The organism is Marinomonas hwangdonensis (assembly GCF_003721245.1).
GTDB classification, from domain to species: domain Bacteria; phylum Pseudomonadota; class Gammaproteobacteria; order Pseudomonadales; family Marinomonadaceae; genus Marinomonas; species Marinomonas hwangdonensis.
This window is the reverse complement of record NZ_RIZG01000010.1, coordinates 11,896-27,643: the sequence shown is the minus strand read 5'-3', so window position 1 is coordinate 27,643 and position 15,748 is coordinate 11,896. Positions and strand designations below refer to the sequence as shown.

Below are 15,748 nucleotides of genomic sequence, written 5' to 3'. Positions count from 1 at the left end.
TTTATTCCACTAAATAATAATTATCAACAATTAAAAACTATAAACGCAAATCAGACTGGCCGTAAGATAGGACGTATTTCACATCATAAAGCACGTGTTTTTCTTTGCCAAAACCGCGAATCTTCTCTTCGCCCCATTTTTTATAGTCAGAATGATCTACAGCTAAAACAATAGCGTCATAGTAACCATTTTTAAGTTCGCTTATTAGCTCAATACCATATTCATGTTTGACTTCATTAGGATTGGCCCAGTGATCGTACACATCCACATTCATATTAAAGCTTTTTAGTTCTTTAACCATATCAACGATTTTCGTATTTCGAACATCAGGACAATCTCCTTTAAAAGTAAAGCCAAGAACTAATACTTTCGCTTCATCAACGTGTATTTTTCGCTTCGAAACTGCTTTCACTAATTGAGTAGCGGTGTATTGCCCCATACCATCGTTAATTCGACGGCCTGCTAAAATGACTTCAGGTTGGTAACCTACCTCTTTCGCTTTATAGGTCAGGTAATATGGATCAACACTGATGCAATGCCCTCCAACCAAACCTGGCTTAAATGGCAAAAAGTTCCACTTTGTCCCAGCTGCATCAAGCACTTCTTGAGTATCAATTTTCAAAATATTAAAGATTTTGGCGAACTCATTTATAATGGCGATATTCAAATCACGTTGTGTGTTTTCTATTACCTTTGCCGCTTCTGCTACTTTGATTGAGCTAGCAGAATGGGTTCCCGCCGTAATAATGGAACCGTAAAGATCATCGACAAATTTTGCAATTTCAGGGGTAGAGCCTGACGTGATTTTTTTGATTTTTGTGAGGGTATTAACTTTATCGCCTGGATTAATACGTTCTGGCGAGTAGCCGGCAAAAAAGTCCACATTAAATTTCAGGCCCGAGGCTTTTTCAATAATAGGGATGCACACTTCTTCGGTGGCACCAGGGTAAACAGTCGACTCGTAAATTACCACATCGTCTTTCTTAATAACGGTAGCAAGCATAGCCGACGCCTTGCGAAGCGGTGTAAGATCAGGCGCGTTAGCATCATCGATAGGGGTAGGAACAGTGACAATGTAAATATTACAGTTTTTGATGTCATCAATATTAAAGGAAAATGCAAGCCGTGACGCTTGCCTCAACTCATCTGGCGTTACTTCCAAAGTTGAGTCTTTGCCTGCAAGAAGTTCATTAACACGCGATTGATTGATGTCAAAGCCCACCACCTCTTGCTTCTTACCGAACTCAACTGCGAGTGGTAAACCTACATAGCCCAAGCCTATTACTGCAATTTTTTTCATTTTCCATCCAATAAATTTAACTAGATTTTATTATTAACGTCAGATCACGCCTCGTTCCTCGGCTAACCTGACCTACGGGCGGGTTGTGTTTTCGCCTCGTGTTTTTATTCCTATTTAATCGTCAGATCGCACTTCGTGCCCCGGCTTATCTGACCCAGTTTTTTGTCGCTTATGCTTTTACTTCTCTGCGCAGTTGTTCTATTTCTTGTTCTAGGGCTTCGTATTCAGCGATTTTTCGCTGTAAGAAGCGCTGTGTCAGGGTGACTTTTTCTTCTATCCCTTTTGGGGTAAGTAAGTATAAGTAACCGGTTTTGTTGGCGCTGTTTTTAAAGTTGTCAGCTTTTATCGAGCCTTTTTCAATTAGGGCTTTTAGGCAAAAGTTGGCTTTGCCTAGGCTTATGCCCAGTCGCTTGGCTAGCTCGCGCTGACTTAGGTCTGGATCTTGTTGCAGTTCTTTTAGAATTTTGTAGCGGTATTCATCTGTTAGCATTTTATTGCCTTGATGACGCAATTTAACAAAGATGTGCCGGAATGGAAAGAAGTGGTGTATTGCGGTGTAAGTAAGCTTTCCATGTGTTTGCCTTGTTTGGTGTTAACCGTTGTTTATTTGACCATGTTCAATTGGTGAACGATGATAATTCAGGCTAAGACATTATGCAAACAATGTGTTTAAAAAATGTTAGTGAAACGAGGGGTTACTAAACATTTTTGGATGATGAGGGTAAATTGGGCAATGATGACTTAAGACTACCACCCCCTCCCAGCATCCCCCTTAAAAATGACAAGGGGGGGGGGTGAAGATCTGAGCTCCCTCCCCTTAAAAACACAAAGGGGAGGATCAGCACTATCTCTTTCCACTTTAAATAAAGGGAAAGAGAGGCGGCTAGTCTTTTTCGGCGAAGGCGTAGCGGATAAGAACGATGGCGGTGCCTAGCATGCCACCAAGTAAAACACCCAATATAGCGATAAGAGGACGTTTAGGTGAGGTGCGGCTAGTGGGTTTTTCTGGCGCTTCAATAAACTGAAAGGTATTAAACGCAAGATTTGGGTCTATGGTTAAGGTATTTAACAAATCAAATTTGGCGTTTAGTTGATGTAACTTAGGCTCTATGATGCTGAGCTCGGTTAAATTATCTAAGACCTTTACTTTTGCAGCGAGGGCGTTGGCACCTATATTGATTGCAAATAAATCTTGGCTATTCAGGTTTTGCTGTGGAGAATCCAATCCCGCGGCGGTGGCGATTTCTAAGGCATATTGCGCCTGTGCACGTTCGTTTAATAATCGCCCTCTTGCTTGCTCAGTAAATAGCGTTTGTTGTTGGATGATTTCACTGCGTTTACTGGCGATTACAGAAGAGACGTTTGCAACGGCGATGGCACGAGCCTTTTCTGCCACATAGCTAATGTAGCCGTTTAAGAATTCGTAGCTGTCATTACCTGTACTGAGTTGACCTTGTAACGTGTATTGGTCAACGTTTTGATTAGAAGACTTCACTGGTGTGGCGACTAATTTAGCATACCATTCGCTGTATAATGCAGCCTCTTTATCTCTGTTTTCTTCTTCTATGCTGTCTTGGGTGTTGGCTTTTACTTCGCTCAATTCACGCTGAAATTCAGCATTTTGAGCAATATAGGCTTTTTTATTCGCACGTGATTCAAACTGCTGGATGTAAATAGAAAACAAGGTTTCTGGCAATATGATGTCGTCTAATCTTTCGCTAACTAGTACGGTGCCATCATCTTGGTAAACATCAAACACGGGCTGAAAATCACTGACCATACGCTGGTAGTTGGCAAAATCGCTAACTTGAGGAGTAGTAATCAGAGCTTCCGTTGTCCACACCTGCTTAGCGTTTAAGGCGTACACCACGGCGATAACGGCACACACCACAGTGCACGCTATGATGGTGAGTTTTCCCTTCCATAGGGCAATAAAGAGTTCTTTAAGGTCGATCTCATCGTCATGGGTTAGGGTGACGGCGTTGACTCTGTTCGACAGTTCTGAATTGGACATTGCTTCCTCTGGGTGGTGTCTATTTTTACAGCGGAACAGTTTACCTGAACCGCTTCGTTTCGCAAAACAAACCTTCGGGGGGTTCTTAAGAAAACCTTGCCATGTAGATCAGATTAGCCACAAACACCACACTGACAAAAAACCATGTTATGCTATCCCCAATCATCAGGAAGATGGGGTCACGACAACCAAGGAGGACACACAATGTCGATATTATTTTTTCATTTCGATGGCACTGACAATAGCCCAGATGACGCCTACGCACCAGAACACAGCGTTTCGAGCATCACCAATGTATTGAAATCCCACATGCTATTGGGTGGTCGCGTGACAAATCATCGCAGCTTTTACTACGCTGGCGTCGGTACCTACGGTCATTGGCTGGAACAAAAAATCAACGCGGCGTTTGCCATTGAATCCGGCCACGTCGCCAATATTTTAAACCGCGCTTTACACGACTTCAAACACCATTATACCCGCTATACGCGCCACATAGTCTTAATCGGCTTTAGCCGAGGCGCGGCCTTAGCAAGACGCTTTGCCGCTCTCATCACTCCGCTTATTGATCGCCCCATCATCATAGAAGCCGTCATAGACACAGTCGCTTCTATCGGCTGGCCAAACTTAGACACCAACCAACGCCCACAAACCGACGTGGTATTTGAACATGGACACACACTACCAGACGGCGTTCACCGCGCTTTGCACCTGGTCGCGTTAGACGAACAACGCCTCGTCTTTCGGCCCACGTTGATGAACCAAGATGGGCGCGCATTAGAAATATGGCTAGCAGGAGCCCATTCAGATATTGGCGGTGGCTACCGCAAAGACGGCATAGGAGATCTAGTATCACGCCTCATAATAGACTGGATCGAACAACAAACCCAACAACACTGTTACCGCACAACGCGCCTAGCAAAAAATCACCCGCCCCATTGGCAACCACTGCTCACCATAGCGCCCAAACACCTAGGCAAAATACACTACCAAGAACGCAACCTCAGCTTCTGGCGCGACCTCACCCTCGCCCCACGACACTGCTGCGTCTTAGAAAACGACCGTCCCAACCCCGAACTCTCCCCCCACTGGCACCACAGCGTCAGCCAACGCATCCGCAGCGACATCGGCTACTTCCCCATCGCCCACTGCCCAACCCCCGCCACACTTTGGCAACCAATACGCCCCTGACGGTTGTGGTTGGATGCTGTTGTGGGATAAGGTTATTTTTTAATTTATTACAGAGGGATTTGTATGTTGGATATTAAGCATCACGGTGCGGTAGAGGGTGTGACTGGGTCTTGTCATGAATTGTTTGTGGATGACGAGAATTCAGTATTGGTGGACATTGGTTTGTTTCAGGGGGCGGAGACGTCTGGGGCTGGGGCGGATTCGAAGCGTTTAGAGATAGAATTTGATGTATCGGCGGTGCGGGCCTTGGTGGTGACGCATGTACACATCGATCATGTGGGGCGTTTGCCGTATTTGTTGGCTGCTGGATTTACTGGGCCAATTTATTGCTCGAAACCCAGTGCAGAGCTGTTGCCCTTGGTGATTGAAGATGCCCTTAAGGTTGGCGTCACGCGCAATGCCAGTATTATCGAAGCCTGTTTGGATCGATTAGCGGCGCAGTTGGTGCCGTTGGAGTACAAACAGTGGGCAAGTATTCCGCTGGCGACAGAAGCGTCTAATGTGCAGGTACGTTTGTGCCGTGCGGGGCATATTTTGGGCTCCGCGTATGTGACTTTTCGGGTGAAAAATGCTGAGATAACATCGCAAGGCAAACCATATCATGATGTGGTGTTTTCGGGGGATTTAGGCGCGCCCTACTCGCCTTTGTTGCCCGCACCAAAATCGCCTTATCGGGCCGATCAGTTGGTGTTAGAAAGCACCTATGGCGACAGAAACCACGAAAACCGTAAGACTCGGCGTAAGCGTTTGCAGCAGAGTATTGAGCATGCTTTGAGCGATTCAGGCACGGTATTGATCCCCGCGTTTAGCATTGGCCGCACCCAAGAATTGCTCTATGAGTTAGAGCACATTATCCATCAGAACAAGCAAAAAGCCGTGAGCCACACCCGTTCTGGCGTGCCATTAAAATGGGAAGACATGGATATCATCATCGACTCCCCTCTTGCGAGCCGTTTTACCCGTGTTTATCGATCTCTTGAACCCTACTGGGATGCGGAGGCTAAGCGCCGTGTCAATGCCGGGCGGCATCCGTTGAGTTTTGAACAAGTGACGACGATAGACGATCATGACACTCACCTAAAAACTGTGTCTTACCTGCAACGTCAAACCCGCCCAGCCATTGTCATTGCCGCATCGGGCATGTGCGCTGGTGGGCGTATGGTGAATTATCTGAAAGCCTTATTGGGCGATGCACGCAACGACGTCTTGTTTGTCGGCTACCAAGCCAACGGCACACCAGGGCGGGATATACTGCGCTACCACGATCAACCGAATGGCTACGTCATGTTCGACGGCGAGCGCTATCCCATCAAAGTCAAGGTACAACAAATCAGCGGCTACTCCGCCCATGCGGGACAACGGGATTTATTGAATTTTATAAAAGGCATGCGAGTGCGACCCGGAAAAGTACACCTAGTACATGGCGACGACCGCGCCAAGCAGACATTGAAAGACATGATTGAACAGGCACACCCGACATGTGACGTCATCGTACCTTAGAGATTTGCTCTTGATCTTGTAGAGCACCATTAGCGAAGCGTGATGTGCCGTTGGGCATGGGATCACACCTCGAACGTCAGATCACGCCTCGTACCTCGGCTAATCTGACCTACAAGTCTGACCTACGGGTGTGTTGGAGGGTTAGTCTTTTTTGGCGAAGGCGTAGCGTATAAGGACGATGGCGGTGCCGAGCATGCCGCCGAGCAGTACGGCGAGTACGCAGATGAGGGCGCGCTTGGGGCCGACTTTTTCTTCTGGCACGACGGCGGGGTCGATGATTTTGAAGGCGAATTCGTCTTGTACTTCAGCGAGCATGAGGTTTTTAGTTTGCTCTTCTATCAGTTGGTAGAAGACGGATTGCATGTCAGCGATGTTGGTTTTTTCGATTTGAGTTTCTAAGTAGCTGATGTTACGACGGGTGTCGTTAAGTGAGTTGTTTTTTATCCAAGCGTTTAAATCAATGACGAGTTGGTCTACCCACTGCTTAGCAATGCTAGGTGACAAATGTGTGATAGACAATGTAACGAGACCTGTGTCTTTGCTTTCTGACACGGCCAATATTTTCTTAAATTCTTTGTAGGCGTCCCAGTCTGTGGGTTGTGGAGACTTACCGGGTGGCACCTCTCTGACCCATTTTTGTTGCTGTTCATCGTACATCTCTGGGTTAATCAGCAGTCTATCTTGTGCTGGGTCCCATTTTTCGCCAGCCACAAGGGGGACAAGTAGATCGTATTTATTGACGAAGGCATTGAGAAATTGACGCGATTGCAAGGTAGCAAGGGCGATGGCTTTGCCGTCTGATCCACCGCCACCTAAGTTAATCCCAGCAAGCGAGGCAAGGCCGCCCAGCTGAGAAGCAATGCCGCTGGTTTTACTGTCGTTGGCTGAGGCTAATACGGCTTCGGCTTTGTAGGTGTTGGGGATGGATAGGGCATAGAGGACGCCCCCCACGGCAAAGACGGCGGTGAGCAGTATGATGATCCACTTACCCTTCCAAAGGGCGATGAAGAGTTCTTTTAGATCAATTTCATCGTCGTGATGCTGCAGGTATTGTGGTGCTACTAGGTTCTGGTCATTCATAAAATGGGTTGTCGCGACTCTGTGTGTTAATTCCCCCTATGAATGCCACACAGGGTGGCGTTTATAGGGGGGCTAGGCGTTTAGTCTTTGATGGCGCTCCACGCAACACCAATTTGATACAGTATTTGGGTGGCGGTGGTCAGCGTGCTTAGACCGTCTAGGTAGTCTGTGTCGACTGGCACTATAATGGTGTCTCCCTGTGCCAGTGGGTCGCTGCTGCGACTAAACCAGAAGGAATTATTGGGCAGTTCCACCGAGCCATTGGCTTTGACCACATACACACGGCCTGTGTCGGCTTGGCGTTTGGTGCCACCGGCGGCGGTGATGTAGTCGTCTACGGTTAGCCTAGGGTTAAAGGTGTGGTGGGACGCAAACTGCACTTCACCCACGATACTGACTACAGGGTTAACAGCAGGAATAAAAAGCTTATCGCCTTTTTCTAACATGATGTTCGCCAGTGGGTCGTTTTCCATGGCGGCGTTGAGGTCTATTACCAGACGTCCAATAGGCTGAACATCTTCCAACTGATTAATCACCGCAATGGCTTGGGCTGGGTCATTGGCCGCGGCTGAGCCTTGGCGACGGAGCGCCATGTTGCTGATCTCTTGCTTCAGCTGATTGTTGATTTGTTTTAAACGCTCTGCTTCTTGGCGCTTTAAACGATCACGGCTGAGTACGGCCCCCTCTGGGTAGGCAAACTCAGTAAAGCCCCCAGCGCGCTCAATGAGGTCTTTTAGGGTTTCACCACGCTGAAAGGTGTAGCGACCTGGAAAAACCAGTTCGCCCTGCAGCTCAACAACCATGCCTTCTTGCCAACCTGGTTGGGTTTTAACGATCAGATGGTCCATGGCTTGCAAGGTGACGTTTGAGTGCCCTGCCATTAGGTTGTGAAGCGAGACATTGATACGGTCGGCCAAAGACGCCGATTGACCAAACGCGCGACGTGACAGTTCCGCTTCGTCTAAATAGGCATTTTCCATCAATCCGCCTGCGGCGGTGAGTAAGGTTTTTAGAGTGCTATTGACCGCTAACGGGTACACCCCTGGAAAAGTCACGGCACCGGATACTTCGATAAGCTGTGCAGGGGCACCAAAACGGGCTTGTTCTTTTAGACGCTCGACAATCGGTCTGAGCAAGGCTTCACGGCTGGTTTTACGCTGTTCTGTGGCGCTGGTGACGGTATCGGCGTCGTCAATGTTTAATGCCGTGACTTCGTTTCGCACCACAGTGGCACCGGTTTCTGGGTCGATCACTTCGCGTTCTTTTTCGGCACCGCCGCTACGACCACTCACCGATGCGTTGCTGTAGGCATTCCAGTAGCCTTGCTCTAGTCCGTTATCAAACACAAAGATTTGGTCTTTTTCTTGCAGTGTTAGGTTGTCGGCCGAGGTGGGCGTGTTAAGCGCATTTAGCAAACTAAACTGATGCACTTCTATGTCTTGTTTCTGATTAATCTGACGCACTAACAGGGCGTAGTTTAGATCAGCACTGGCTTTTAACCCTTCGTCTATGCTGCCGATGGCATCCCGTATGGTCATACCAGGGGTGAACTTCAACGCCCCTTGGCGTGCTACTTCGCCACGAACGGCAATGGCATTTTTCAGTGAGCTGCTCACCGCGTTAAGACGTATTTCATCACCGCCTTCAACCTGAAATTGCTGACCCGCCTTGGTCGACAAATCTAGGGTGTATTGCTGCACCCCGTTCTGATTGCTACGGCGTAGACTGACTTGGGAAAGATAGGCCTGAGGCTGTGCCCCACCGGCAAGGTCAAGCAGCTCTGTGATGGTCATGGTATCTTGGTATTCATACACAGCCGCTCGGGTGACCTGGCCACTGACGCTGACACGGTTGTGATGCAGAGGAATAAACAAGGTATCCCCCGCTGACAAGCGCACGTCTTTAGACGCGTCGCCTTTAATCAGCAAGTCATATAGATCAAAACGAGCCACCATTTGGCCCTTGCGCTTTAGCTGTATATCACGCAGGCTACCGCTTGTGTTGATGCCACCGCTGGAGATCAGGGCTTGTGTGATGGTGGTCAGGGCATTGACATTATACGCTCCTGGCTGACCCACTTCCCCCACAATGAAGACTTGCATGGTGCGCATGGCGCCCATGGTGACAGACACATCCACCCCTATGGTTTTTTGCTTGATCACTCGGGTGATTTGCTGTTGCAGCTGAGCAAAGGTTTGACCAGAAACCGCCAACGGCCCCAGCTCTGGAAGGCTAATAGTGCCATCGCGGTCGATTTTGACCGAGATATTTTGGTTGTTTTTGCCAAACATTTGGACGTTTATGACATCCCCTGGGCCCATTTGATAGTCCACCGGGACGGGCAAATCGTCTACGACAGTAAAGCCTTTACTTTCCCCACTAAGCACATCGTAACCAAACAGGGGCAAGCCGTTGTTGCTGACTTTCGCCGGTGCGACCTTGGTCGCGGCGGGGGTAGCGGGGGCGATGACTTGCGCTGGCGCTTCAGCAGCGGAACCGGCACCTGCGCCCGCGCTGATACTGCCAAGATCCACGCCATATTGGCGAGCAAGGGCTTCTTGCTGACTTTTTGGCAAGTTTTGAAACTGGCTAATTTGCGCGGCTGACGGGGTAAATGCCATGGCATGACTCGTCAATATCATCAGGAAAGTCGCTATCAATCGTTTATCTAGTCGCATCGTGTTGGTCTTTGTTTGTCAAAAGGAAATCCGTTAGGTATCAAGTGCTCTGTTATTTTACTGCTCTGCTGTTTTACTGTTCTGCTAAATGCCCGCGCCTTTATCAGAAGCGGAACTCGTAACCTGACCATATCGCAGTTTGGCTGTTGTTTGTTGCATTTTGATGTTGCTGATTGTGGGACCTTTGATAACTGGCCCCAAAATGCACCATGCCCGCTAATGCAGGGAAACGATAGGTTAATTGCGTTAGGTCGTAGTCTGTTTGGTTTTGAGTCGATGTCTGGTGACTTGCGCCGAGCTTGTGGTCGTTGCTGCGCTGCCAGTGTACGGCAATAGACTGACTGTTTTCTAACAAGTAGCTGGTGTTTGATACGCCGTCTGTCATAGAAGGATAGGCACCAACAGACCATGGCGTCTTGCTGTGATCCGCTGTGGTTTGTTGGGTTTCAAGTATCAAGCGCACGCTGCTGTCGCCTACGGGGAAGGCCCCTGTCCAACCTAACATCCACGCCCCTAACTCAGTGTTTTTTGCGGTGGAAGCGGCTTCTAAGTACACACTGTGGTAAAAATCGTCTATTGCTGGCAAGGTCAACTTACCGTCTAGGGTGATTTGATCGTCGTTTGACGCACTGTCTTGAGCCGCGAGCCACATCTGATACGTCAAACCATATTCAACGCGTTTAAAGGGTTTGGCCACAAAGCGGGTGGCGCTGTGGTAGTCTACTTGGTTGTTACTAGGTGACGCTACAAGACTTTCTATACTCCACATACCCAGGCTTGAGTGCTGCCCTAGGTAGCTGACACTCACATCGGGTGCCGCTTTGGCGTAAGATCCCAAGGTCAGATTATGCTGCCAACCCGGCCCCCACCAGCGGTCAAGATCGCCAATCGACCACAACCATGGCCCTGCGTTGTAAGCAAGGTAGCTGTCTTCCCAACGTACGTCTGTATTACCTTGGTATTCTCGGTATTGCGCTGAAATACGGTAGGAAAAATCGTGATTAAGCTGTTCGTAATGGGTATAAAGGCCTTTCTTGTCGTCGTTAAACTGACCGTAGCCGTGGGGCGTTGCGGCCCTTGAGCTGCCTAACAACCCTAAGCGGCGATTACCACGGTTGAGTTTGGCGTTGTTTAACGAGTGGGACAACTCTTGGTTGGCAATGGCTCTGTGATCGTTACTGCGACCCAAAAAAACCAAATCGTCGGCGAAAGCCGACCAACGCAAGGGGTACTGATTAATGGGTGCGGATAATTGCCCAGAATCTGACAACAGCACTAAAGAGGAGCGCAAAAAAGGATCGCTGGCTTCTAGCCACGGGGAAGCCATGCCCGCCATAGGCGACATCAGAACGGCCGCTAGGCCGGTTTTAAGATACGGAAAAGAGGTACCGACAAAAGCTTGAGAGGTCGTGGTTCGTTTCATTAGAGGCATTGATGACTCACATTCCTTTATGTACATCTTAAATATGCCGCACATAGTGTACGAATTAGGGCAAAAAATAAAGTCTCTTTTGCTCTTTTCACCTATTCCCTATGCCTTATATAAGAGCTGAAAAAAGACTTCGACTGCCATTTACCTCGTCAGAAAAGCCCTTAACCGACATCAAAACTGAGCAAAAAATTCACAAAAAAGCAAGCCTTCACGCTTACATTCATTGAGCTCTTAATTTAGAATCAGTATTGAAGAGTGTTCTTCAAACATCGATGTTTAAATGATAAGGAAATATTATGAAACTTACGACGATCGCGACTATCGTAGCGCTTGGCCTAGCTAGCCATGCCTACGCTGAGACGACTTCAGCAACAGGTTCTGCATCTGGTACGACAGGTACCGCAACAGGTACGACTACTGGTGCGACTTCGGGTACAGCAACCGGGGCTACTTCAGGTGCAACAACGGGTGCTACCACAGGCGCGACTTCTGGCGCGGCGACAGGTGCTACCACTGGCGCAACGACCGGTGCGGCAACAACTGGCGCGGCTACAACCGGTGCGGCGACAACAACTGCTGCAACGACAACAGCGGCTACAACCAGCGCAGCAGCAGGTGCCACCACGGCAGCGGCTACAGCCGCTGGCACAGTAGCGGCTACCACAGCAGCGGTAGCATCAACTGCTATTGCAGGCGCGGTGGCTGCAACAGCCCAAGATAACGTCGCTCCTGCGGTTTCTGTTACTACGAACACCAATTAATACCCCGAATCGCCTGATGCTTTCATCAGGCGATTTTTTCGTTTTATTTGCTGGTCTTTCTCATGCCTGTCTTTTTTTCTTCTTTTTCTTTCTCTCGTTGTGTGTGTTTGTTTAGCGCGAGTGTTTTTTTATTCATCCTTTCAGGCTGTTCATCCAACTTTAAAAGTTTTACCGACTCCTTTAAAGCCGCTGCGGAATTGAGCAAGGGCGCGAATGTCTCGCCGGAATACATTGCCTCTATTCCTTACGCTAGCAGCTTAGTCACCATTAATGACAACAAGCCGATTTTTGTGGTGCTGGCCTTTGCGGATCAATACGACAAAAGCGCCCCCCATCAGCTCACCTGGCTCGCCAAAGACTCTGGCAGCATAGTCACCCAACATGGGCGCATTGTGCAGACCAATGGCTTTGATACCAATAATTTGGCAGGGCTGGCGCATTCCTCTATAGCGAGAAACTTACCGCTTCCCGGCGATACGTTAGACTCTCCGCTAAAGGTTACCTATGACTGGTCACCCGGATATCGATATGGTTTTACCGCGACCGTGGAAACACGTTCGCTCGGATGGGAAACGCTAATAACCGATTTATGGCGTGAGGAAGTGGAACACTTTACTGAGACAGTTACCTTTGATCAGTTAGACGCCCAGTTCACCAATCATTTTTGGCGCGTACCCGCCACCGATACGGTGCCTTCGTACATTATTAAAAGCATCCAGTATTTGGGGCCTAATATGGATCGGGTGGAAATGCAGGCTGTGCGTCCTTTTGTTGAGCCAGCGCCTATGGCCGCTCCGCCCTCCGACACCGAGCGTTTTATGGGTAAACAGCTATTGTTGCCCGAAGGAGGGCGCTTTTCCCTTGCCTTGCAAGACGCCCATCGACAAACGGCGTTTTGGACTTTGAACGATATCCCCTATTCACTTGGCACGGCCTTGGTGGATTTGAGTAAACAGTCCCTAGTTGACCAGCAAAAAGAGCAAGTGATCAAACAATTGGAAAACCTTAATACACCAGCGGCTAATACGCTCGCCAAACACCTTATAACGATGCGTTTTGCATACCATGAAGATATTTCTCATAATCTGGTGCAGGTTCGTGTCAACCCTAGGCTTGATCCCTTGCTTAACGGTGACTATTGGCTGTCGCTGCCAGCGCGCCCTGACCATATTCGAGTCTTACACCCGTTAAAAGAAGACCTTGTGGTGTTACCAAGCCGAGCGGATTTTCATGTGTCGAAGTATTTGGCTGAGTTGACTCGAGATACGGCTTCCGACACGAATTTACCACCTATGCATACGGCATGGGTGATTCAAGCAGATCGTCGCGTTTATCCCGTCACGGATTTGCAATGGCGAGATACGCGTTATTATCTTAGCCCAGGCGCCATGGTCTTTGTTGGCTTGGAAGACCTTCCCCATGCGTATCGCGATTTGAATGCCAATATCGCTCAACTGCTTGCTTTTCGTTTGGAGCTGTAATGTCGTTTAATCGTTTACTGATGATCCCTTTTGTTACTGGCTGTGGCGTTTTACTTAGCGGCGTACTGCTCGCTGAGACGGGAGCTAACCCTGATGCAAAGGGCAAGGCGTATTTTGCACTGCCTTTTCAAGGCCCTCAACTCTCACCGTCACAAAGAAACCTCGGTGGGGTCGGCTTACTGCAAATGCCTACCGGCCGTGTAGCAGCAGAAGGTCAATTTAGCTTTGGTTACAATACCAGTCCTGAATATCAATTTTACACCGTGTCTTTGCAGCTCATGCCTTGGCTGGAAACCACTTTGCGTTACACCCAAGTGGAAGACGTGCTTTACAGCGAACGAGAAGAATTTAGTGGTGATACCAAACTGGCCGATAAAGGCATTGATGCGAAATTAAGACTATGGACAGAAAACCACTGGCGACCGGAAGTGTCAGTAGGGTTGCAAGATTTAGGGGGCACAGGCTTATTTGATGGTGAATACATTGCCGCCACCAAACATCTGGCCACCGATGGTTTTGGACAATTTGATTTTACTCTAGGCTTAGGCTGGGGGTATTTCGGTACCCGCGGCAACATCAGCAATCCCTTGTGCACTGCGGCGGATCGGTTTTGTAATCGTATTTCAGGATTTAGTGACAACGGTGGCTCGATTGATTATAACCGCTGGTTTACTGGCAGGACCTCTTTATTTGGTGGTATCGAATATCAAACGCCTTTCGAACCATTACGCTTAAAACTGGAATACGACGGCAACGATTATAGCCAAGACTTTCCGGTTACCCGTGGCGGCGTGGACATGACCCCTCGCTCACCTTTTAACTTTGGGCTTTTGTACGCCCTGACCGACGGCATGGATGTGCGTTTGAGCTATCAGCGTGGCACTACTGTGGCGTTGGGCTTTAATTTTTCCACCAACTTTAACACCATTTATACCCCTTGGATTGATGACCCAGTACCTACTATGGGCACAGACCAAGCTACCACATTGGATGCGGTTGACTGGCAAAAAGTCGATGCCGATTTAAACCAGATTGCGGGCTATAAAACCGACACGGTTTATCAACAAGGGGATACGGTGACGCTGGTAACGCAGCAAAGTAAATACCGTGATCGCGATATTGCCTTGGAAAAAGCCGCCGCTGTGTTGGCGAATAACCTCCCCACCGAGGTATCGCGCTATACCATTGTCGAACAATCTAAAAATATTCCGGTCAAAGCCAGCACCATAGATGCACAGGGCTATCGCGATATCGCCGACGTGACTTATTTTAATCCCTCTATTCAGGATGCCGTCACCGACGCACCGTTAGAAATCACGCCCTTTGGTGTGGATAACACTCAGCCTCTATACGATGACTTTAAAGCCTTAAGCTATGGCTTTAAACCACACTTAAACCAATCGTTTGGCGGCCCTGAAAGTTTTTATCTTTACAGTTTAAGTTTAACCGGCGGTGGCTCTTATTGGTTCAACCGCAACCTTGAATTGTCCAGCTCACTGGCTATTAACTTGGTGGACAACTATGACAAACTCAAGTTTAGTATCCCGAGTGATGGCACTTCTAACTACCGTGTCCGCACCTTGGTGCGTGCTTATGTCCGCGACAATGACGCTTATATGAACACCTTGCAACTCACTTGGTTTAATCGCTACGGGCAGAATTGGTATCAGCAGGTTTACGGTGGCTATTTAGAAACCATGTTTGCTGGGGTGGGTACCGAAATTCTCTACCGCCAACCCAATTCAAACTGGGCCATAGGTGCCGATGTGAACGCTATTTCCCAACGTGATCCTGAATCGGTCTTTGGCGTGTTTGGCGATGAAAACGCCTATGCCGCTAACACAAGAGTACTCGCCAAAGGCACCACAGGGCACTTGTCTTTTTACTACCAACCCCAGTGGGAATTCTTGGCCAATACCCAGTTTCGATTGGACGTAGGCAAATTCCTAGCGGCCGATGTTGGCGCTCGCTTTGACTTCTCCAAACAATACGACAGCGGCGTGATTGTCGGCGCCTATGCCAGCCGAACCAACATGTCTGCAGAAGACTTCGGCGAAGGCAGCTTCACCAAAGGCTTTTACTTGTCTATCCCGTTTGACACACTCTCTCTCAAACCCACCAACAGCCGCGGCAACTTCAACTGGCAACCCATCACCCGCGACGGCGGCCAAATGCTCGGCAGACAAAACAACCTCTTCGGCATCACCGACATGGTCTCCCCCTGGTACCAACGACCCAACCAAAACAAATAACCCCACCACCAACCGAACCCCGGTTGGTGGAACTCAACCCACACGCCTCGTGCCTCGGCTAA

At 48.7% G+C, this 15,748-nt stretch carries 11 protein-coding genes; 5 read left to right on the top strand and 6 right to left on the bottom strand.

All coding sequences use genetic code 11. The features are described 5' to 3' along the window. Positions 1–37: 37 nt before the first annotated feature. The 3 genes from tviB to EBI00_RS13795 form a co-directional block, all read right to left on the bottom strand. Entirely contained in the window at positions 38–1,300 is a 1,263-nt protein-coding gene (tviB, locus tag EBI00_RS13805) for a Vi polysaccharide biosynthesis UDP-N-acetylglucosamine C-6 dehydrogenase TviB (protein WP_123096534.1), read from the bottom strand. Positions 1,301–1,469: 169 nt separating this feature from the next. Further along, positions 1,470–1,790, bottom strand: a complete 321-nt coding sequence (locus EBI00_RS13800) for a MarR family EPS-associated transcriptional regulator (RefSeq protein WP_123096533.1) — start codon at positions 1,788–1,790, stop codon at positions 1,470–1,472. A 393-nt stretch (positions 1,791–2,183) separates the two neighbouring features. Continuing rightward, positions 2,184–3,314 (bottom strand): Wzz/FepE/Etk N-terminal domain-containing protein, encoded by a 1,131-nt coding sequence (locus EBI00_RS13795; protein ID WP_123096532.1) that lies wholly within the window; start codon positions 3,312–3,314, stop codon positions 2,184–2,186. Positions 3,315–3,518: 204 nt separating this feature from the next. Between EBI00_RS13795 and EBI00_RS13790 the strand changes: the two genes are divergently transcribed. Together EBI00_RS13790 and EBI00_RS13785 are read left to right on the top strand one after the other, a co-directional pair. Next, entirely contained in the window at positions 3,519–4,502 is a 984-nt protein-coding gene (locus EBI00_RS13790; RefSeq protein ID WP_158600763.1) for a T6SS phospholipase effector Tle1-like catalytic domain-containing protein, read from the top strand. A gap of 63 nt (positions 4,503–4,565) precedes the next feature. Next, the gene (locus EBI00_RS13785) at positions 4,566–6,002 is read left to right on the top strand and encodes an MBL fold metallo-hydrolase RNA specificity domain-containing protein (protein WP_123096530.1); all 1,437 of its coding nucleotides are present in this window, start codon (positions 4,566–4,568) and stop codon (positions 6,000–6,002) included. 141 nt (positions 6,003–6,143) lie between these two features. Here the strand turns inward: EBI00_RS13785 and EBI00_RS13780 are convergent, their stop codons facing one another. From EBI00_RS13780 to EBI00_RS13770, 3 genes are all read right to left on the bottom strand, one after another. Further along, positions 6,144–7,082 carry a Wzz/FepE/Etk N-terminal domain-containing protein gene (locus EBI00_RS13780; RefSeq protein ID WP_123096529.1) on the bottom strand — a complete coding sequence of 313 codons (939 nt, stop codon included), beginning with the start codon at positions 7,080–7,082 and terminating at the stop codon, positions 6,144–6,146. Between the two features lie 80 nt (positions 7,083–7,162). After that, entirely contained in the window at positions 7,163–9,760 is a 2,598-nt protein-coding gene (locus EBI00_RS13775) for an SLBB domain-containing protein (RefSeq protein ID WP_123096528.1), read from the bottom strand. Between the two features lie 103 nt (positions 9,761–9,863). Then, entirely contained in the window at positions 9,864–11,192 is a 1,329-nt protein-coding gene (locus tag EBI00_RS13770; protein ID WP_158600761.1) for a capsule assembly Wzi family protein, read from the bottom strand. A gap of 296 nt (positions 11,193–11,488) precedes the next feature. Between EBI00_RS13770 and EBI00_RS13765 the strand changes: the two genes are divergently transcribed. From EBI00_RS13765 to EBI00_RS13755, 3 genes are all read left to right on the top strand, one after another. Then, positions 11,489–11,953, top strand: coding sequence for a hypothetical protein (locus tag EBI00_RS13765; RefSeq protein ID WP_123096526.1), 465 nt, complete (start codon positions 11,489–11,491; stop codon positions 11,951–11,953). A gap of 62 nt (positions 11,954–12,015) precedes the next feature. Continuing rightward, entirely contained in the window at positions 12,016–13,434 is a 1,419-nt protein-coding gene (locus tag EBI00_RS13760) for a YjbF family lipoprotein (RefSeq protein WP_123096525.1), read from the top strand. Next, the gene (locus EBI00_RS13755; RefSeq protein WP_241557046.1) at positions 13,434–15,686 is read left to right on the top strand and encodes a YjbH domain-containing protein; all 2,253 of its coding nucleotides are present in this window, start codon (positions 13,434–13,436) and stop codon (positions 15,684–15,686) included. Before EBI00_RS13760 ends, EBI00_RS13755 begins: the two co-directional genes overlap by 1 nt. The last annotated feature ends 62 nt before the right edge of the window (positions 15,687–15,748 follow it).

Bases quoted from the DNA above. Each gene is read 5' to 3' on its own strand.
- tviB (WP_123096534.1), bottom strand. From the start codon at position 1,300: ATGAAAAAAATTGCAGTAATAGGCTTGGGCTATGTAGGTTTACCACTC.
- EBI00_RS13800 (WP_123096533.1), bottom strand. From the start codon at position 1,790: ATGCTAACAGATGAATACCGCTACAAAATTCTAAAAGAACTGCAACAA.
- EBI00_RS13795 (WP_123096532.1), bottom strand. From the start codon at position 3,314: ATGTCCAATTCAGAACTGTCGAACAGAGTCAACGCCGTCACCCTAACC.
- EBI00_RS13790 (WP_158600763.1), top strand. From the start codon at position 3,519: ATGTCGATATTATTTTTTCATTTCGATGGCACTGACAATAGCCCAGAT.
- EBI00_RS13785 (WP_123096530.1), top strand. From the start codon at position 4,566: ATGTTGGATATTAAGCATCACGGTGCGGTAGAGGGTGTGACTGGGTCT.
- EBI00_RS13780 (WP_123096529.1), bottom strand. From the start codon at position 7,082: ATGAATGACCAGAACCTAGTAGCACCACAATACCTGCAGCATCACGAC.
- EBI00_RS13775 (WP_123096528.1), bottom strand. From the start codon at position 9,760: ATGCGACTAGATAAACGATTGATAGCGACTTTCCTGATGATATTGACG.
- EBI00_RS13770 (WP_158600761.1), bottom strand. From the start codon at position 11,192: ATGCCTCTAATGAAACGAACCACGACCTCTCAAGCTTTTGTCGGTACC.
- EBI00_RS13765 (WP_123096526.1), top strand. From the start codon at position 11,489: ATGAAACTTACGACGATCGCGACTATCGTAGCGCTTGGCCTAGCTAGC.
- EBI00_RS13760 (WP_123096525.1), top strand. From the start codon at position 12,016: ATGCCTGTCTTTTTTTCTTCTTTTTCTTTCTCTCGTTGTGTGTGTTTG.
- EBI00_RS13755 (WP_241557046.1), top strand. From the start codon at position 13,434: ATGTCGTTTAATCGTTTACTGATGATCCCTTTTGTTACTGGCTGTGGC.